This window comes from Pseudomonas sp. BBP2017, from assembly GCF_003024385.1.
Taxonomy (GTDB): Bacteria; Pseudomonadota; Gammaproteobacteria; order Pseudomonadales; family Pseudomonadaceae; genus Aquipseudomonas.
In genome coordinates this window covers 263,457-283,466 of sequence record NZ_PVZN01000002.1, presented here as the reverse complement: position 1 = coordinate 283,466, position 20,010 = coordinate 263,457, and the positions used below count along the sequence as shown (strand labels likewise).

The 20,010-nt window shown below is 60.6% G+C and carries 13 protein-coding genes; 9 read left to right on the top strand and 4 right to left on the bottom strand.

Translation table 11 applies throughout. The annotated features are described in order from the left end of the window. Positions 1–245 precede the first annotated feature (245 nt). Entirely contained in the window at positions 246–2,486 is a 2,241-nt protein-coding gene (locus tag C6382_RS04095; RefSeq protein WP_107023258.1) for a bifunctional diguanylate cyclase/phosphodiesterase, read from the bottom strand. A gap of 139 nt (positions 2,487–2,625) precedes the next feature. Between C6382_RS04095 and C6382_RS04090 the strand changes: the two genes are divergently transcribed. The 3 genes from C6382_RS04090 (at position 2,626) to C6382_RS04080 (ending at position 6,103) form a co-directional block, all read left to right on the top strand. Next, the gene (locus C6382_RS04090) at positions 2,626–4,245 is read left to right on the top strand and encodes an NADP-dependent glyceraldehyde-3-phosphate dehydrogenase (RefSeq protein ID WP_107023257.1); all 1,620 of its coding nucleotides are present in this window, start codon (positions 2,626–2,628) and stop codon (positions 4,243–4,245) included. A 108-nt stretch (positions 4,246–4,353) separates the two neighbouring features. Beyond that, positions 4,354–4,821 (top strand): VOC family protein, encoded by a 468-nt coding sequence (locus C6382_RS04085; RefSeq protein ID WP_107023256.1) that lies wholly within the window; start codon positions 4,354–4,356, stop codon positions 4,819–4,821. Between the two features lie 88 nt (positions 4,822–4,909). Then, complete coding sequence (locus C6382_RS04080) at positions 4,910–6,103, top strand: hypothetical protein (protein WP_107023255.1); 1,194 nt, start codon at positions 4,910–4,912, stop codon at positions 6,101–6,103. Between the two features lie 76 nt (positions 6,104–6,179). Here C6382_RS04080 and C6382_RS04075 read toward each other — a convergent pair whose 3' ends face one another. The 3 genes from C6382_RS04075 to C6382_RS04065 form a co-directional block, all read right to left on the bottom strand. Beyond that, on the bottom strand, positions 6,180–7,610 hold the full coding sequence (locus tag C6382_RS04075; RefSeq protein ID WP_107023254.1) for a sigma-54 dependent transcriptional regulator: 1,431 nt from the start codon (positions 7,608–7,610) through the stop codon (positions 6,180–6,182). Continuing rightward, positions 7,579–9,075 carry a HAMP domain-containing sensor histidine kinase gene (locus C6382_RS04070; protein ID WP_107023253.1) on the bottom strand — a complete coding sequence of 499 codons (1,497 nt, stop codon included), beginning with the start codon at positions 9,073–9,075 and terminating at the stop codon, positions 7,579–7,581. The genes C6382_RS04075 and C6382_RS04070 overlap by 32 nt, the downstream gene beginning before the upstream one ends. 206 nt (positions 9,076–9,281) lie before the next feature. Next, on the bottom strand, positions 9,282–10,751 hold the full coding sequence (locus C6382_RS04065) for an ATP-binding protein (protein WP_107023252.1): 1,470 nt from the start codon (positions 10,749–10,751) through the stop codon (positions 9,282–9,284). A gap of 237 nt (positions 10,752–10,988) precedes the next feature. On the opposite strand from C6382_RS04065, the gene C6382_RS04060 reads away from it, so the two are divergent. The 6 genes from C6382_RS04060 (at position 10,989) to C6382_RS04035 (ending at position 19,968) form a co-directional block, all read left to right on the top strand. Beyond that, complete coding sequence (locus C6382_RS04060) at positions 10,989–12,335, top strand: hypothetical protein (protein ID WP_107023251.1); 1,347 nt, start codon at positions 10,989–10,991, stop codon at positions 12,333–12,335. Between the two features lie 35 nt (positions 12,336–12,370). Continuing rightward, positions 12,371–14,602 (top strand): Ig-like domain-containing protein, encoded by a 2,232-nt coding sequence (locus C6382_RS04055; protein WP_107023250.1) that lies wholly within the window; start codon positions 12,371–12,373, stop codon positions 14,600–14,602. 18 nt (positions 14,603–14,620) lie between these two features. Further along, the gene (locus C6382_RS04050) at positions 14,621–15,094 is read left to right on the top strand and encodes a curlin (RefSeq protein ID WP_107023249.1); all 474 of its coding nucleotides are present in this window, start codon (positions 14,621–14,623) and stop codon (positions 15,092–15,094) included. Between the two features lie 17 nt (positions 15,095–15,111). After that, complete coding sequence (locus tag C6382_RS04045) at positions 15,112–16,557, top strand: curlin (RefSeq protein ID WP_107023248.1); 1,446 nt, start codon at positions 15,112–15,114, stop codon at positions 16,555–16,557. Between the two features lie 314 nt (positions 16,558–16,871). Next, on the top strand, positions 16,872–19,118 hold the full coding sequence (locus C6382_RS04040) for a FepA family TonB-dependent siderophore receptor (RefSeq protein ID WP_107023247.1): 2,247 nt from the start codon (positions 16,872–16,874) through the stop codon (positions 19,116–19,118). A gap of 232 nt (positions 19,119–19,350) precedes the next feature. Further along, positions 19,351–19,968: a response regulator gene (locus C6382_RS04035; protein ID WP_107023246.1), complete on the top strand. Its 618-nt coding sequence runs from the start codon at positions 19,351–19,353 to the stop codon at positions 19,966–19,968. Positions 19,969–20,010 lie beyond the last annotated feature (42 nt).

Genomic DNA, 20,010 nt, shown 5'->3' with positions numbered 1-20,010 from the left:
TAACAACAATTGACTACCTTGGCCACCCTCGCCTCCCGCCTCGTGAGTGCCACTGAAACAGGAGCATCGGAGGTGCCTGGCGCGCAGAATACGAGCAACCCCATGCTTGGTCCGGCGCGCAGCTGGCTCGGCGCCTGAGCCCAAACTACCAGGCGCTGACCGATGACGAGCTCACCAGGGCTCTGCAGGTCAGCGGCATCAGCCAAGAGCAGGTGCTCGTACTCGACCTCTTGAACACCGCTGATTCAATCAAGCACCGGTTGGCGTAGCAACTGACGCTCAGCCAGCCAGGCCTGTAAAGCCTGCGCTGGCATCGGTCGCGCCATCAGGAATCCCTGGCCCTGGTTGCAGCCGGCATTGCGCAGGAAATCGTACTGGGCCTGGGTCTCGATACCTTCAGCGGTGATGTGAAAGCCCAGGGCGTGGCCCAGGTCAATGATCGCCCGGGTGATCGCCACCGCGTCATCATCCATCGGCAAGTCTTTGATGAAGGCGCGGTCGATCTTCAGGTGATCGATAGGTAAGGACTTGAGGTAAGCCAGCGACGAGTACCCCGTGCCGAAGTCATCCACCGCAGTCGCCACGCCCATGGCCTGTAGCTGGGCCAATGCCGCACAGGCCTGCTGCTGGCTTTCCATCAGCAGGCTTTCGGTGATCTCCACCTCCAGCAGGGTGGGTGGCAGGTCATAACGTTTCAGACTGCGCGACAGGCTGGCGACGTAGTCACTGCGTTCAATCTGCAAGGCTGCAACGTTGATCGCCAGTGGGCCCGGCAGGCAGTCGGCGGCGCGCCAAGCGGCAATTTGCTCGCAGGCGAGCTCAAGAACCTTTTCACCCAGTGGAATGATCAGACCGGTGCGCTCGGCCAGCGGAATGAACTGCGCCGGCGACACCAGGCCATGCTCAGGATCGCGCCAGCGCAGCAGTGCTTCGGCGCCTTCGACACGCCCACTGAACAGGTCGATCTTGGGTTGGTACCAGAGTTCGAACTCATTGTTCTTCAACGCCCGGCGCAGATTACGCTCCAGGCACAGACGCTCCTGCAGGCGCTCGGTCATGTCCGGGTGATACAGCCGCCAGGCATTGCGCCCGCTCTCCTTGGCCGCATACATGGCGGTGTCGGCATGGCGCAACAGGCGGTCGCAGGTCTGGCCATGTTCGGGGTACCAGGCCAGGCCGATACTGCCCGTGACCAGCGCCGCGTTACCTTTGAGATCGAACGGTAGCTGCAGGGTCTGCAGCAATCCCTGTACCCGCTCAATACAGGCTTGTTCAGTGCCTGTAAGCAAAAAGGCAAATTCGTCCCCTCCCAGACGGCAGAGGCTGTCCGTTTCGTCGAGGAGCTGGACGAAACGCGCGGTGGCCTGTTGCAACAACAGATCGCCCATGGCATGCCCAAGGCTGTCGTTGACCTGCTTGAAACCGTCGATGTCCAGCACCAGCACGGCCAGCTGTTGTTCAGCATCGATGGCCGCTTGCAGGCGTTGATTGAACAACAGCCGGTTTGGCAGGCCGGTGATCGCATCGTAATGGGCCAAGCGTTCCAGCTGCGCCTGGGATTGCTTGAGTTCACGGTTGCGCAGATTGATCAGATGGTTGCTGCGATTGAGCTGGGCAACGAACACACTGAACAACCCGGTACAGGTCAGCGCAAACAGGAACAAGGGGGAGGCGAACAGACTCATCGACGGCCAGCCCCCCAACGGGGTCGCCGCCAGTTGCCAAAGCCCGCCCGGCACATCGACATTGACTGTTACCGCATGCTCCTCGAACAGTTTCGGATTGCCCCAGATCATTGCACCCGCCGAGCCTTTGCCGTCGGCGCCGCGCAGGGCCAGCTCAAAGCCCGGATCCTGGTCCAGACCGGCAGCGCTGAGCAAGCGGTCGATGTCAGCAACGATCGAGACACTGCCCCAATACAGCTTCACGCCCTTGTGGCCCTTGAGAAACACCGGCCGCCGATAGACCAGGCCACGACCGCCCTGGTACAGCTGCACGGGGCCGGCCAGCACCGGGCCGAAATGCTCGCGCGCGCGTTGCAGCATGGCGTACTGGCCCGGCAGGTGACGGTAGTCGACACCGATGATGCTCTGGTTGCCCTTGATCGGATAGACATCGGCAATCACATCGTCAGGCGCCACGGCGATATGGCGGATATGCGCAACCGAAGCGATGGCCTGGCGCGCCATGTCGTGAAAGTGCTCGGGGCTGATCTGGCCATCGGCGCTGATCAATTGGGCAATGCCTTCGGTCTCGCCAAAGGCCGAACGCAACTGCGCCTCCAGGGCGGCGCGCACCCCGGACAAGCGTGCTGCGGCGTTGGCCACCAATTCGCTTTCCTGGCGCTGAATGTCCAGGCGACCAAGCGCCACCGACAAGCCAATGCCGACCAGCGCAAAGCCAATCGGCAGCAAGCGATTGAGGGTGGTGCCCAAGATCGCGGGCAGGACCAGTTTGTCATCAAGGGCGAGGATTCTTGTGCTCATAGGTCCGTTGTTCGCGTCGGCTTACCGCTTTATCGGCGTGTTGGGCGCAATGTTGAGTGAGGCTGGCTTTTTTTAGCGCGCTGGCATTATGCTCGAACTGAAACGTTTCACCCATCATAGAAAAAGAGGTGCTGCGCCTATGGACCGTCTGCTCGATTCGCTGTTTCCCACCGCCAACGAGATCCCCGAGGCCTACCGCCTGGGTCAACCGCTGGTGCAACGCGAGTACCTGGTCAACGGCCAGTTGCAGCGCTGGGACGGGCCGCTGGCCACAGTGCGCAGCCCGGTATGGCTCAAGGAAGGTGATCAAGAGCGCCAGGTGATCCTCGGCAACACGCCACTGCTCGATGCCGACACCGCCCTCACCGCCCTGGACGCCGCCGTGCACGCCTACGACAAAGGCCGCGGTGCCTGGCCGACCCTGCGTGTGGCTGAACGCATCCAGCATGTCGAGACCTTCCTGGGCAAAATGCGCGCGCAACGTGAGGCGGTGGTCAAGCTGCTGATGTGGGAGATCGGCAAAAACCTCAAGGACTCGGAGAAAGAGTTCGACCGCACCTGCGACTACATCGTCGACACCATCAATGCCCTCAAGGACCTTGATCGCCGCTCCAGCCGCTTCGAACTGGAACAGGACACCCTCGGCCAGATCCGGCGCGCGCCGCTGGGCGTGGCACTGTGCATGGGCCCTTACAACTATCCGCTGAACGAAACTTTCACCACCCTGATCCCGGCGCTGATCATGGGTAACACAGTGGTGTTCAAACCGGCCAAGTTCGGCGTACTGCTGATTCGTCCCCTGCTCGAAGCCTTCCGCGACAGCTTCCCGGCCGGGGTGATCAACGTCATCTATGGCCGCGGCCGCGAGACCGTCAGCGCACTGATGGCCAGTGGCAAGATCGATGTGTTTGCCTTTATCGGCACCAACAAAGCGGCCAGTGACCTGAAAAAGCTCCACCCACGGCCGCATCGTCTGCGCGCCGCCCTGGGCCTGGATGCAAAGAACCCGGGGATCGTGCTGCCCGAGGTCGATATTGATAATGCCGTCAACGAGGCGGTAACCGGGGCCCTGTCGTTCAACGGCCAGCGCTGCACAGCGCTGAAGATCCTCTTCGTCCATGAGCAGGTGGTCGACAGCTTCCTCGACAAGTTCCAGCGCAAGCTGGCTGCGCTCAAGCCGGGCATGCCCTGGGAGCCTGGCGTAGCACTGACGCCGCTGCCCGAGGCGGGCAAAATCGACTACCTCAACGGCCTGGTGGCCGATGCCGTCGAAAAAGGCGCACAGGTCATCAATGAGGGGGGCGGCAGCAGCCGTGGTTCGTTCTTCTATCCGGCACTGCTGTACCCGGTGAATGCCCGGATGCGCGTGTACCAGGAAGAACAGTTCGGCCCGCTGGTGCCGGTAGTGCCCTATCGCGACCTGCAGACCGTGATCGACTATGTGCTCGACTCCGACTTCGGTCAGCAGTTGAGCATCTTTGGCAGCAACCCGGCCGAAGTCGGGCGCCTGGTCGACACCTTCGCCAACCAGGTCGGGCGTATCAACCTCAACGCCCAGTGCCAGCGTGGCCCGGACACCTACCCGTTCAACGGCCGTAAAAACTCTGCCGAAGGCACCTTGTCGGTACACGATGCGCTGCGCGTGTTCTCAATCCGCACACTGGTGGCGACCAAGTTCCAGGAAAGCAACAAGCAGCTGATCAGCGACATCATCCGTAATCGTGATTCCAGCTTCCTGACCACCGATTACATTTTCTGACCGCCGTCCGTCCAGCGCCGCAGATTTTGATTTGCCCAATAGCCGAAACTGTACAAACATACAGTTTCGCGCCATCCACCCTGCGGCGCGCTAAGGAGGATCTATAAAATGGCCGTCAAACCAATCCCCGAAGGACAGCACAACATCACCCCTTATCTGTGCATCAAAGATGCCGGCAAGGCCATCGACTTCTACAAAGCCGCGTTCAGTGCGGTCGAAATGTTCCGCCTGGACAGCCCGGATGGTCGGGTCGGGCATGCGCAGCTGAAGATCGGCGATTCGTCGCTGATGCTCGCCGACCCGTGCGACATGGAAGGCGGCCTGGTCAGCAGCCAGTCGCTCGCTGGCGCAGCGATTGGCCTGCACCTGTATGTCGATGATGTCGATGCGCGCTTTGCCCAGGCCCTCAAGGCTGGTGCCAGCCAGGTCAGGGCCGTGGAAGGCCAGTTCTACGGCGACCGTAGTGGCACCTTGAAAGACCCGTTCGGCAATCTCTGGTTCGTCTCGTCCCACGTTGAGGACGTCTCGGTGGAAGAAATCCGCGCCCGCGCCGCCAAGCTGTTCGGCGGACAGTAATCCCGGTGCTTCCCGGCTGGCGAGCCATGGTCGTCAGCCGGGCTTTGCATTAAGGTGGCAGGCATAGGAAGGCTGGCCAGGATCGCTCATGAGAATCATTGAAAAAAACACCACACTGGTACGTACCCTTACGCCTGCCGAAGATGAGCTGCTGCGTGGTTTTGTCCAGGGTACCCTGGCCGGTCCGCAGCTGTTGCAGGTCAATCAGCTGTTGCTCAAGATCCGTGCTGCCGGGCACTGGCTGGCGTGTGATTGCCAACCGCGAGCAATGCCGATTCTCAACGTCAATCTCAACGGCAACACCGGCACCCTGTTTCTCAAAAACAACCCTGGCACCGCCGAGCATGCCCCCGACTGCGTGTTCATCAAAGATGACCGCGAGATGGCTCGCCCCGAGGATGCCGAGGTTCTCCCGGCCGCCTGGTTACCCCCCGACACCCCCTTGCGCCTGATCGGCGATTTTCGCCGCCCCGCCCCGGGAGGCACGGGTGAAAGCAGCAATGGCAACGACAAACGTGAGCAGCATCGATTGCTGTCCTTGCTGCTGACGCTGATCGAAGCCGGTGGCCTGAACGTCTACGCCAGCCACCTGAGAAAAGACCTGAGCGGACAATTCGCCGAGCTGCGCAGCGTCGCCAGCCGTTACCCCTTGATCGAGCGGGTGCCGGCCAGCAACTACCTGGAAACCCGCCTGGACATGAAGCACATGATGATGCTCAAGGCACGGCTGCGTGACTCCAGCGCCTTTGGCAATCATCGTCGCTACGGCCTGATGCTCGACTGCGTCAGCCAGATCAAGGCACGCAAGGTGTACAACGAACGTAATGAAGACGGCTTTGACTTCCAGGGGCATCACCTGTTGTGGGGAGGCAGCAAGACCCCAGGGCCACTACTGGCCCTGGCTATCTATTCACCGGCCAGTGCTGGTAGTCATTTCTATGAATTGATTCATGTTGCAAGCGTCCCGGTGCTGTCGCGTGGGCAGCTGTTTCCGGTGTATCGCGATGAAGAGCGCGAGCCGTTGAAGATGCTCATATCCTTGATCGACTGGATGGCCTGCAAGGGTGTGCGGGTGATCATGCGGCGCCCGGTCATTGGTGGCCAGGGCATGGATGCACTGGTACTGAGCTCCGATCAGGACCGGGTACTTTCCGTCTCGCTGACCGAACAACCGCTGGGACCGGAGCCTGAAGGCGAAACCTTCAAGCGCTACGCCGACTTCAAGGGCCTGGACACCTTTCGCAAGTACGTAGCAGGCTTCTTCATGCGTGGGCGTGAGTAATCGCGGGGCAAGCCCGCTCTCACCCCAGATTCTATTCCCACCTCAAGACACAAGCGGGCTTGCCCCGCGATGATCTTTACCACTGCCGCTTATCCGGCCTGGTCAGGCCAAGCTTCTCGATCCGGTAACGCAACATGTCCCGGCTCAGCCCCAAAAGCCGCGCCGATTTGGTGACATTCCAGTCGGTACGATCAAGCATCTTGCGCACCATATCGCGCTCCACCTCAGGCAAGCTGGTGGAAACAGGAACTTCAGCACTGCCATGATGGTTGTCATGAAACGCCGGCGCCGGCATTTCAAACGGCTCATCAACCAGGCTCATGCAGACATTGAGCTGATGCGGCGCAATCTCCTCGTCAGGCGCAAGCAATACCGTCTGTTCGAGCATATTGCGCAGTTCCCGAACGTTGCCCGGCCAGCTGTAATTGAGCAGCAGCTCTTCGGCCTCCGGGCTGAAATACAGGTGCGACTTGCCATAGCGCTTGCCATGCAGGGCGAGGAAGTGCCGGGCCAGCAGGAGGATGTCTTCGCCCCGGGCATACAGCCTCGGGACTTTGATCGAGATGATACGCAGGCGAAAGAACAGGTCACGGCGAAACTTGCCCTGTTGCACCATCTGCTCAAGGTTGCAGTTGGTGGCACTGATGATGCGCAGATCGACCTTGCGCTCCTTCACCGCGCCAATGCGACGTATCGTCCGGTCTTCCAGCAACTTCAGCAGTTTGGCCTGCAGCAGCAGGTCCATTTCCCCGATCTCGTCGAGAAACAGCGTGCCACCATCCGCCGCCTCCACCAGACCGACCCGACGGTCTTTGGCATCGGTGAACGCGCCCTTCTCATGGCCAAATAGCTCCGCCTCCAGCAGGTTGGCCGGAATCGAGGCGCAGTTGAATTCGATAAACGGCCCCTTGCTACGCGCGCCGTCAAAATGCAGGGCACGGGCCACCAGCTCCTTGCCCGTGCCAGTCTCCCCCTCCACCAGCACCGGCGGCAAATCACCGCTGGCCATGCGCTGCTCGGCATCGAGTAACTGCGTGAGCGTGTGCTTGAGCCCGAGCATCGCCGGCGACTCGCCGATTAGCGACTGGCCACCGGATTTCTGTGCTTCGCGCTCCTGGTAGAACGACAACGTACGTTCCATACGCTCGGTCGCCAGGGCTTTGTCGAGCATCAGTTTTAGCTCGGCCAGCACTACCGGCTTGGTCAGGTAGTGGAAGGCCCCCTCCTTCATCGCCAGCACGGCATCTTCGACGTTGCCGTAGCCGGTCATCATGATCACCTTGAGCTCCGGCGCACGCTCGGCCAAGGCTTTGATCAGCTCATGACCGTTCATGCCGGGCAACGAATTGTCGGTCAGCACCGCATCGGGTTGACACTTGGGCAGTTGCTCCAGCGCCTGCTCGGCGCTATGACAAACGCTGACCTCGAAGCCTTTGCGCTCCAGATAGGTCTGGATATTTTCAGCAAGGATTTCATCATCCTCCACCACCAGGATGCTGTGCCCCATGATCCCCTCCCGCTGCAACATTGAAAGTCAGGCATACGCGGGTTCCTTCCTCTTCGCGACTGGTCAGGCTGACCGCGCCGCCGAAACGCTCCATTATTCGTTTGACCAACACCAAACCGACGCCCAGGCCGCCCTGTTTGGTGGTGAAAAAAGGTCTGAAGACCATCCTCTCCTGTTGCTGGCTCATACCCTTGCCAGTATCACTCAAGGTTAGCCGGACCTTGCCTTCGCCGGTCAGTTCAAGCACCTTCAGGGTCAACCGGCCACCGCCTGGCATCGCCTCAAGGGCATTGGAGAACAGGCTGTTGAGGATCTGCGTGAGCAACACCGGCTGGCTCACCACCAACGCCGTCGGCGGCACGCTGACTTCCAGCTGCACCTTGTTGCGCTCGGTCTGCTGGGCAAAGGCGCTGCAGGTGTCTTCAACCACCGCGATCAGGTCAACGGCTTCGGCATCGTCCTTCAACGGCCGCAACGACACCAGTAGCTCACGCACCCAGCGCGACATACGGTCGACCTGATCGATGATGTCGCCGATATTTTTCTGCGAGCGCTCACTGGCAATGTCCTGAGCCAGTTCAGCACTGGAGCGGATCGTGGCCAACGGATTGCGCAAGCTGTGGGCCACCGCAGAGGACATCTCGCCGAGGGCGACAAAGGTTTCGCTGGCCACCAGTTTGGTCTGCTGCGCTTGCAGCAGGCTCGCCGCACGGCGCACGATCCAGAACAGGCCGAAGTAGATCAGCGCGCCACCGAGCAGGGTCGACGTCCAGATCAGCACATAGCCACGCTGAATGCGCCGCACCAGGTCCCGCGGCTCCTTGTACACTTCCACCATCGACAGCACCTGAGTGCCACTCTCGTCGAACATCGGAATGTAGTTTTCGATGAACAGGTACTGCGGTTCACGCAGGAACTTCTGTTCTTCGCGGTCTTCATCGGCCTTGTGATAACTGGCCGATACCGGTACTTGTGATGTGAACGACTCGTCGAGGTCGTCATCGCCGACGATCTTCTGGCCAATCAGCAAAGGGTTGGTGGACCAGACAATGGTCCGGTCCTGGGCATAGACATTGGTCAGCAGGGTATCGGGCAGGTGCTTGACGTGGTCGAGAAATTCAATGCGCGTGGACGCCGCGAGGTCGGCGCTGATCCCTGGATGCTGTTTGTCCAGGCGCGGATCAAGCAATTGCGCCATGGTGATGCCCGGCGGAATCCGCGAATGGCGCACCTCGGCCTTGGCCATGGCCTGGATGAACTGCGCGGTGAGCATGGCATCACGCTCGACGCTGTCATCGACCACAAACCGCGTCGAGACATAGCCCAACCCCACCGCCACCGAGGCAATGATCAGTAGGCTGACCACAGAGAACCAGCGCAACAGGTTGAACTCGCGCAAGGTCCGCTCAGGTGAAGCTTGGTTTGGGTGACCCTCATCGGCCAATTTTTTATTCAGCACCTGCATCGATAGTTCCTTGCGGGCTGTTTTTTCTTACAACTTATAGCCCAGCCAGGTGACGACGTTTGGAATCAATACTAATGGCCAGTCGCCCACTAATAGTATTTTGCCTTTACTGCGTGCATGGCCACCCGGTTGAACTGCTGATAGAGCGTCACGGCCAAAACATCATGACTTTGCCTTCGGCTCGGGCTTCAGCACCCGCTGTATCTTCAGCCCGCCACTCGCCCCTGGCTCAACCGAAAGCTCAGCTGCACTTTAGTGCCCTCGCCCTCCCTACTACTCAGGCGCACCGTGCCGCCAAAGCGTTCCATAATCCGTTTGACCAGCACCAGCCCTACCCCCAGGCCACCCCGTTTGGTGGTGTAGAACGGTCTGAAGGCCATGCGCAATTGCTCGTCGGTCATGCCCTTGCCACTGTCACTCAGGCGCAAGGTCAAAGTCTTACGGCTCTGACGAACCTGTTCAATGCGCAAGGTCCCACCGTCGCTCATGGCTTCCAGGGCATTGGCAATCAGGCTATTGAAGATCTGCCCGAGCAAGACCGCTTGGCTGATCACCTGGACATTGGACAGCGGGTCAACCCTGACCTCGACGCCTTGGCGCCTGAGTTGCAGGCTGAAAGCCTGCAGGCTGTCCTGCAGCACCCGCTCCAGCTCCACCGCTTGCTCTTCGTCATTGAGCGGACGCAACGACTGCAGCAATTGGCGCACCCAGTGCGACATGCGATCGACCTGGCTGATGATGTCGCCAATATTCTTCTGCGCCGGCCCTTCCTCGATCTCCTGAGCCAGTTCGGCACTGGAGCGAATGCTGGCAAGCGGGTTACGCAGACTGTGAGCCACCGCTGAAGACATCTCCCCCAAGGCGACCAAGGTCCCATTGTTGATCAGACGCTTTTGTTGCTGCTGCAAGTGCCGGTTGGCACGGTACATCAGCCAGTACAGGCCGCCATAAACCAGCGCAGCCCCCACTGCGACAGCCATCCAGATCATCAACAGGCCGTGCTCGATGCGCGCGATCAGGTCATGGGGTTCCTTATAGATTTCGACCATGGCGGTGACGTTCTCACCATCGGCATCGAACAGTGGAATGTAGTTTTCGATGAACAAGCTCTCAGGGGGGGTGATGAATTTCTGTTCGCTGCGCGCCTGATCGACGTTGTGGTAACTGGCCGAGACCCGCACTTTGTTCTCGAAGGCGTGATCAAGGTCGTCGTCCGACTCGATCATCCGCCCCACCAAAGCCGGATTACTTGACCAGATCACCGTACGGTCCGGGGCATAGATGTTGGCCAGGAGCATGTCCGGCAAGTGGGCAATATGGTCAAGAAACTCACCGCGAGCATTGCGCCGCGCCTCGGGGTTGACCTCGGGAAAGCTCTGGTCCAGCCGTGGATCGAGCAGTTCACCCATGGTCCGCACATTGGGAATGGACACGTGGCGCACTTCGGCCGATGCGATGGACTGGATGAATTGCGCGGTAAGCAACGCATCGCGCTCGACGCTTTCGTTGATCACGAAACGGCTGGAAATCAGGCCCAGCCCTACAGCCACCGAGAGGATGATCGCCAGACTGACGAAGGCATACCAACGCAACATATTGAACGGCCGCTTGGCTGGCACTTGGTCATGCGCGGTTTGTTGCACGGAGAGTGAATCCAGGCGTACTTGCAAGTCCATCGCGAACTCCTGGCAAATGACTTCTTAGGTTATAGCCCAGTTACCTTCACTTGCCCCGCAAGCTTGCCCCAATTGCCCCCAACCCTGGGGCATCGCCCCCGCCATTGCTAGCCTCGGGCAGCGCGACATTTCCTTGCAGGGCGCGTCCCATAAGGCTTTTAAAACATTGGTATGGAAGTTGCCCAGCACTGTGCAGACGACCCAACCCCATGGGCCCGATTGCAAGAGGGAAGACTCATGCACCGTCCAACGCCCCACCCATTGGCTTTGCTGATCCTGGCTAGCCTGATTCAAGCGCCGGCTCAGGCCGCGCTGTTTGAAGTAGACCCCGGCCCTTACCTGCCGGCAACTGGTGGATTCGCCGCTTGGTATCAGGACACCCACGGCCGGGTGCTCGACCTATGCCTGTCCAAGGCTGTCAGTTCGCGGGTGGCCGGCGCTCCCGGCGCGCCGTCATACATGTGTGTACTGAACCCGGCGCCTGGGGTGTTCGACGACACCCAGCCAATCAGCTTCCCCACCAACTACCCCGACGAAACGTTCTGGTTCACCGCTGACGCGACAATTGTCGACGCCAACCGCGGCATCGACTTGAGCTACGGCACCGCGATCGAAGCGGCCTTCGCCGCCGAAGATGTCGTTGATGGCGACCAGGTCAGCTTCGCCCGGGTACGGATCCGCGTCGATGTGCCAACTGCCGGCACCTACATCGTCACCCACCCTTACGGTGTGGAAGTCTTCGATGTGCCTGCCGGAGGAGTGCGGGCAATCAACATGACCCGCGACATCGGCATCGGCTCGCCACAAACCTACACCGGTGCACTCAAAGGTGATGTTGGCCCGTTCCTGCGCGGTGTCGGCGGTCCTTACACTGAGACCAATCCGCAAACCGGTGCCAGCGAGCGTTACATCGGCGACCCGAACCTCAATGAAGCGGTGACCGGCAGTCCGTTCAACACCAACTTCGTACGCATCGAGGGCCCCAATGGCCTGGACCTGCGCACCACGCTGTTCTCGGTCTCCGGCAAGCTCTCAGAGGTCGTGCGGCCAACGCCGGTGATTGCCCAGCGCAGCACGTTCTCGCGCCAGAGCGAAAACGGCGACCTGCGCGCCCAGCAGGATGTCTTCGTGCAAGCGCCACCGCCACCCGGCACCGCCACCCTGATCAGCCAGACCCCGACGCTGAACCTCACCGAAGCCAATACCACCGGTGCCTGGTACGGCCAGTCGACACTCAATCCGGCACTGCCATTGAACCTGCAGGTAACCGCCGACAACCAGTTGGCGATCCCCAGCAGCACCCCGACCACGCTGAGCCTGCCGTTGACCGACCTGGTAGTGATCCAGCGTGCCGAGTACAGCCTGGCCTCAGGAGAGCTGACCCTGGTCGCCTCGACTAGCGACGAAACCAGCCCACCGGTGCTCAGCGCCACCACCGGCAATGGCGCTGCCATCGGCACCTTGAGTGGCACTGGCGCAGTCAAGACGCTCAGCACCGGGCAAACGCCAATCCCACCGGCCACGGTCACGGTGACCAGCGCCTATGGCGGTAGCGACAGCGAAGAAGTGGTGCTCGTGCCATGAACATCATCACGCCACGTCCCGTAGCAGGAGGCAGCATGAATAACTGGCCACGCCTGGCGCTCTGCGCAGCCGGGCTTTCCCTCTCGCTGGCCGGCACTGCCTGGGCCGGCCTCAAAGCGGTCGATCCGGGCCCCTACACCCTGGCCACCGGGCGCTACCCAATGTGGTACCAGGACCACAATGACCTGTCCATGGAACTTTGCCAGTCAAGGGCGGCAAGTTCACGGGTGCCCGTGTCGGTGCCACCGGCCTATATGTGTACGCTGCTGCCTGAACCTGGCATCTATGACGATGCACTGCCCCTGGTGTTCCCGGACAACTGGCCGCCAGAGATGTTCTGGTACCTGGCTGAAACATCGATTCCAGCCGTGGGCAACAACGGCTATGAACTGGACGTCTATGTCGCCGGTATCGAAGCGGCATTTGCCAGCGAGAACCCCGTCGACGGCGATCAGCAAAGCTTTGCGCGTATCCGCATCCGCGTCTCGGTGCCCCAGGCTGGCACTTACGTGATCACCCACCCCTATGGTGTCGAGACCGTCAACGTCACTACACCCGGACGGCGAGCGATCAACATCACCCGTGACATCGGTATCGGTGCCCCAGGCGATTTCAGCGGTGCGCTCAACGGCGCCCTGGGGCCGTTCCTGCGCGGTGTGGGGGGGCCTTACACCGAGATCAACCCGGATACCGGCGCCAGCGAAACGTTCATCGGCGACCCGAACATCACCGAAGCGGTTATCGGCAGTCCGTTCGACACCAACTATGTGGAGATCAACGGGCCGGCCGGCACCATCCGCACCGACCTCTTCACTGTGTCCGGCAAAGTCCTCGATGCCCGTGAACAGACCCCCGCAGAGCTGGAGCGTGCCAGCTATCGGCGTACTGCAGACGGTACCCGGGTAGAGGTATTTGCCAAGGCACCGAACAATGCCACCCTGTGTTTCCGCGAAACCCTGGCCCTGGTTCCCGGCACCCCGCCTTCGCCTTGCCAGTTCAACCTGCTGGCCGACAATAATGGTCTGTTCTTTGCCAACCACCTGAGCAGCGCTGCGCCACCGCCGGTGATCGTGGTCACTGCCACCGACCCTAGCGGAGCGACTCGTCCCACCGCGCTGTCGCGCAAGCTCAGCGATGTGGTCAAAGTCACCACTGCGCGCTACGACTGGGCTAACAAGCGCTTGCGTATCGAAGCCAGCTCCAGTGACGAAGTGCAGGTGCCCGATCTGGTCGCCCAGGGCTATGGCCGCCTGTCCAAGTCCGGCACTGTGCAAACCCTGACGGTCAACGATCTGCCACAACCTCCAGCCAGTGTCACGATCAAATCCGCCGCCGGGGGCAGTGATACCGAAGCGGTGGTGATTGTCGGCAATGCGCCGGTCGAGGCCGAGAACCAGGCACCGGTGGCGCAAGCGGACCAGGGCAGCACCAGCTTCGGCGTGCCGCTGACCTTGAACCTGGTGAGCAATGACAGCGACCCGGACAACAACGTGCCGCTGAGCATCGCCGACCTTACCCAACCCGCTGCGGATCAAGGCAGCGTCGCTCTCAGCGGCAGCGCTGCCGTGCTCTACACCCCACCGCCGGTGGTCAATGCACCGATGGTGGCAACCTTCACCTACCGGGCCCAGGACAACAAAGGGCTGAAGTCAGAGGTGACCACGGTGACCATCAACGTCGCTCCGAACCAGGCGCCAACGGTCGTCAACGATAGCGCTGCAACCTTGGGTGTCGCCCTGCCGATCAACGTCCTGCTCAACGACAGCGATCCGGAAGGCAACACCCCCCTGTCGATCGCCAGCGTGTCGCAACCTGTCGACGGGCGCGGCACGGTGAGCACCGATGGCAACCTGGTCACCTACACCCCACCGGCGACGGTCACAGCGACGTTCACCACCAGCTTCACCTACATCGCCCGCGATAACCTCGGGGCCCTGTCGGCGCCTGCCACCGTGACGGTGCAGGTCTCGCCACGGCCGGCGGCAGAGACGTTCACTGTCACCACCGCGACCGTCACCGCGCGCTCCAACAACCGCTTCAACTGGGACCTCTCCGGCACTTCGTCGGTGACCACCGGTAACACCGTCACCGTGCAGGTCACCACCCCCAGCGGGCTGGTCACCCTGGGCAGTACCACAGTACCGCTGACCGGACGCTGGCGGTTGACGGTGAGCAACAGCACCACATTGATCCCGACCGCAGCACCGTCGGCGACCATCCGCACCAGCCAGGGCACTGTCCGTACCGTGCCGGTTACCGTGCGGTAGAACGCAGGAGAAATGACCATGGCGCGCCTGACCACGTTACTGCTGTGCCTGACCCTGCTCGGTCAGGCCGCCCTGGCCGACGACTTGATGGACAACGCCGACCTCGGCCCCGGCGGCGACCTGGGTGAACCGCTGTCGATGCAACCGCTGCCCGTCAGCGCCGGACAGCAGGCGCAGATCGAGCAGCACGGTCAAGCCAACCGCGCCGCCATCGGCCAGGACGGTCAGGCCCTGCTGGGCCGCATCGTGCAGTCAGGCGGCGCGCAGGAGGCGTACATCCTGCAACAAGGCAACGACCTGATGGCGACCATCAATCAACAAGGCTATGGCAACAGCGCCTCAATTGCTCAGAGCGGCAGCAACAACCGCGCGAACATCGAGCAATACGGCAACAGCAATAGCGCCAGCATCGTCCAGGCCGGCACCGGGCTGCAAAGCTCGGTGGTCCAGGCCGGCAACGGTCAGCGCGTGCACGTCAACCAATACCGTTAAAACCTGGAGGCACCACCATGTTCAAGCTCGCTCCCTTAAGCGCCGCCATTGTTCTGTGCCTTGCTGGCCAGGCGATGGCTAACGAAAGCCAGTCGACCCAGAACCAGTCCGGTACCGAGAACATCGCTGAGGTCAAACAGACCGCCGCCGCGTTAAGTGTTACCACCCAGGATCAGGTCGGCCTGGGTAATAACCACGCCGCCAAGCAGGAAGGTGGCAACAGCAAAATCCAGCAGAGCACTGTTGGTGACTACAACGCAGGCTACGCCGAACAGCTGTTCGAGTATGGCAGCCAGATCAAGCAGCAATCGGCCGGTTCCCTGAACAACACCCATGCCAGCCAGTCCCTGGGTACCGAAAACCAGGCCGAACAAACCCAGGAAGGCAACGGCAACTTCTCGTTCGTCTACCAGGACAGCCAGACCGGCAGCACCGGCACTACGGTGCAGTACGGTGACGATAACCGTGCATTCGTCGAGCAACTGAACAGCGGCGGCGCCAACAACGCCTTGAGTATCCAGAGCGGTGTCGACAACTACAGCGCCGCCGAACACATCAACCACAGCGACGGCCAGATTGGCATCTATCAAACCGGTACCAGCAACTGGGCCTATGGCGACCAGCGCGAAGGTCAAGGCGGTACCGTCACCATTACCCAGAACGGCACCGGCAACTCCACCGAAGTCTGGCAGGACACCCAGGCCGGCAGCCACGCCACCCTGACCCAGCACGGCCTGACCAACGAAGGTGTTATCGACCAAAGCTTCGGCGGCAACAACACTGTCAGCGTCTTCCAGGGTGGCAGCCTCAACGCCCTCTATGCCGACCAGTACGAATCGACAGGTTCGCTGGCGACCCTGGCACAGTCAGGTAACGGCAACATCAGCTTCACCTACCAGACCGGCGACAGCCATGTGCTGGAGGTCAGTTCCAGCGGCGATGGCAACAAGGTCCTGGCCAGCAACTGGAAAGGCGATAAAGCCGGTGGCCAGTTCGGCACCAGCCAGACTGCGCTGATCACCCAAAGCGGCAGCGGCAACAGTGCCAACCTGACCCAGAAGGACGTCGCGCAACGGGCCCAGTTGAACCAGTACGGCACCGACAACACCGCCGAAGTGACCCAGGTCGACAGCAACAACGAGCTGTACTTTGAACAGAACGGCACTGACAACCTGCTGATCGCCGATCAGCGCGGCACCACCAACTACGCCACAGGTTCCAGTGCAGGCGAGAGCAACAGCATCAAGCTGGAGCAATCCGGCAGTGGCAACCAGAGCTCCACCTGGCAACTGTACGGTGACAACAACAGTGCCGTCATCAAACAGGCTGATGGCGTCAACGTCGCCTACGTGACCCAGGGTGGTTCCTACAACCAGGCAACGGTCGACCAGAGCGGCGCAAGCATGAACGCGACCGTCCAGCAGTACGGTTACGGCAACCAGGCCACGGTGTTGCAGCAATAGCTTCAGCGCAGGCTTGTGGAAACGGCGGGTGCGACGACTCGCCTTGCCCGGCGATAGCCCTCACTGGATTTTCCCGCTTGGCCGCAGTTACCGATGGGGGTGACTGCGGTCCTTTTTCCTCTCCCCTAGCCCCTGTCAACCCACCCCTCACCGCCAGAACCCTTGATTCAGAGCCTTTGACTGCGACTCGTTAATATTTTATTTTCCGCCTGAACGCTTTACATGCTAATGCTAATCCTTATCATTATCGACGCCTTGAGCGAGACCTGTCAGTCCCAGGCCCCGCTCACCCTTTGTTCAAGGAGACATTTGACATGGCGTCGCGCTTCAACCTCAGCCCCTTGAGTATTGCCCTGCTGGCAACACTGGGCTCCTCGACTCTCACCGCCGCTCCCCTGCAACTGCAACCCGATGAAGTGCAGATCCAGCCCACCGACTTGCCGGTCGCGGGCACTCGCCAGGCCATCGAACTGGAGAACACCAAAGTGCTGGGGACCGCCGAAGAGGAGCTCAAACAAGCCCCCGGCGTGTCGATCATCACAGCTGAAGACATCAAGAAGCGCCCGCCAGTCAACGACCTCTCCGACATCATCCGCCGCGAACCCGGAGTCAACCTCACTGGTAACAGCAGCAGCGGTGCGCGCGGCAACAACCGTCAGATCGATTTGCGCGGCATGGGCCCGGAAAACACCTTGATCCTGATCGACGGCAAGCCTTCCACCTCGCGCAATGCCGTGCGTTATGGCTGGAGCGGCGACCGCGACACCCGCGGCGAAACCAACTGGGTACCCGCCGAGGAAGTCGAACGCATCGAGATCCTTCGCGGCCCGGCTGCCGCCCGGTATGGTTCCGGGGCCATGGGCGGTGTGGTGAACATCATCACCAAACGCCCGACCGAGGACCTGCGCGGTTCCATGACCCTGTACACCATGCTCCCCGAGGACGATGCCGAGGGCACCGGCAAGCGTATCAACTTCAGCCTCAGCGGGCCGCTGACCGACAGCCTGATCTTTCGCGTCTATGGCAACCTGAACAAGACTGATGCCGATGACATGAAAATCAACTCGGCGCACCAGGCCTATGAAGAATCATTGATGGCCGGCCGTGAAGGTGTGCGCAACAAGGACATCAACGGCATGCTGAGCTGGAGGATAGATCCGGCCAACACGCTCGACCTGGAATCAAGTTACAGTCGCCAGGGCAACATTTTCGCCGGTGACACCATGCTCAACGCCGGTGGCGAATTCGTCGAAAGCCAAGTCGGCAAGGAAACCAACGTCATGCAGCGCTCCAGTTTCGCCGCGACCCATCGCGGCGACTATGACTGGGGCACCTCGACCGCATCACTGTCCTACGACCTGACCCGTAACGACCGCCTCAATGAAGGCCTGGCCGGCTGGGGTGAAGGTGCACCCTCAGACAGCGCCGGGCGCTTTGAATCACGCCTGCGCAACACCCGCGCCACGGGCGAGGTCAACCTGCCGCTGAGCGTCGGCCTTGAGCAAGTGCTGACCCTGGGCGGCGAATACCTTTATGAGTCGCTCAACGACCCAGGCTCGTTGCGCCCGCAAAGCTATGACCCAGGCGCCGAACTGCCAGGCTTCGACCGTACCCAGACCAAATCCACTGCACGCAGCTTTGCCCTGTACGCCGAAGACAACATCGAAGTCGGCGCCAACACCATCGTCACCCCCGGCCTGCGCTACGACCATCACGAGGACTTCGGCAGCAACTGGAGCCCGAGCCTCAACGCCTCGCAGCAGATCACCGAGGCCTTGAGCGTCAAGGGCGGTATCGCCCGCGCCTACAAGACCCCGAACCTGTACCAGGCCAACCCCAACTACCTGCTCTACAGTCGTGGCGGTGGCTGCAACTCCAGCGAAGTCAACGAAGGCGGCTGCTACTTGCTGGGCAACGCCAACCTCGACCCGGAAACCAGCATCAACAAAGAGCTGGGCCTGGCTTATGACAAGGGCAGCTGGCGCACCAGCGCCACCTACTTCCGTAACGACTACAAGAACAAGATCGAGGCGGGTAACCAGACCTTGTTCCGCCTGCCCAACGGGCGCCGCATCCTGCGCTGGGAGAATACCGGCAAGGCGGTGGTACAAGGGGTGGAAGGCAACCTGTTCATCGCGCTCACGCCAAGCCTGGACTGGAACACCAACTTCACCTACATGATCGAATCAGAAGACAAGAAAACCGGCGAACCACTGAGCATCATCCCCGAATACACGGTCAACTCCACCCTGGACTGGAATGCCACCGACAAACTCTCGTTCCAGCTCAACGGCACCTACTATGGCAAGCAGGAAGCACCCAGCTACAACGCCCGGGCCAATGAAACGCTGGACCCCAAGGTGCAAAAAGATGTCGACCCTTATGGGCTGGTCGGTGTCAGCAGTGGCTACGAATTCAACAAGCATCTGAGTGTGCGTGTCGGGGTCAACAACCTGTTCGACAAGCGTCTGTACCGCGAAGGCAACTCTGACGAAGCCGGAGCATTGACCTACAACGAAGCCGGACGGGCTTACTACGCATCCATCACCACTTCGTTCTAAAAGCCTATAGGGGCCGCACAACTCCGTGTCGCCCCTGGCTAGCTCCCGCCAGGCGAAAACTCGTCATCTGTAGGATTATTCGTCAAAGCTACCCGATTAATTCAACGCAACTGCACTTCACGTACTATCGTTCCTTGATTCGACGTATCGTTGGCGCCCTTCCGGCCCAGGCCAGAGACGCCCTCCTGAATGATTCGGGAATTTGCTTACATACTCGACAAGGAGCTGAACTTTGACCTCTGTGTTGATCGTTGACGACCACTCCACCGTCCGCTTTACCGTTCGCGTGTTGCTCGAACGCGAACACTACACTATCGTCGGTGAAGCCCACGACGGTGAAACCGCAGCACAGATGGCCAAGGAGCTGCGCCCAGATGTTGTGGTACTCGACATAGGTCTGCCACGCATTGACGGCCTGAATGTGCTGAAGCGCTTACAACTGCTCGACCATAAACCGCGTGTGATGGTGCTGACCGGCCAACCTCCCAATCTGTATGCTCGTCGTTGCCTTGACGCCGGCGCCTCGGCATTCATCCGAAAGGACGAAGAGCTGGAAGCCTTGCTGTCCGCTTTCAAAGCCATGATCAAAGGCTACTCAATCTTTCCTGATCTACCGACGCAGCTCGGCTCACTGCTTAGCGAACAGGAGCGTCTGGATAAACTTTCCGACCAGGAAGTAGCAGTGCTTCGGCTGCTGGCAGACGGACTTTCGAATAACGACATCGCCGATAGCATGCACCTGAGTGCCAAAACCGTCAGCACCTACAAGACCCGGATCATGGAAAAACTGGAGTCGGGTTCATTCGTGGAAACGCTCGATTTGTGGCGCCGTTATCTGCGCCAATCATGAACCTGCTCAAGACCCTGCTGGTGAGTTGTCTGTCAGGCCTAA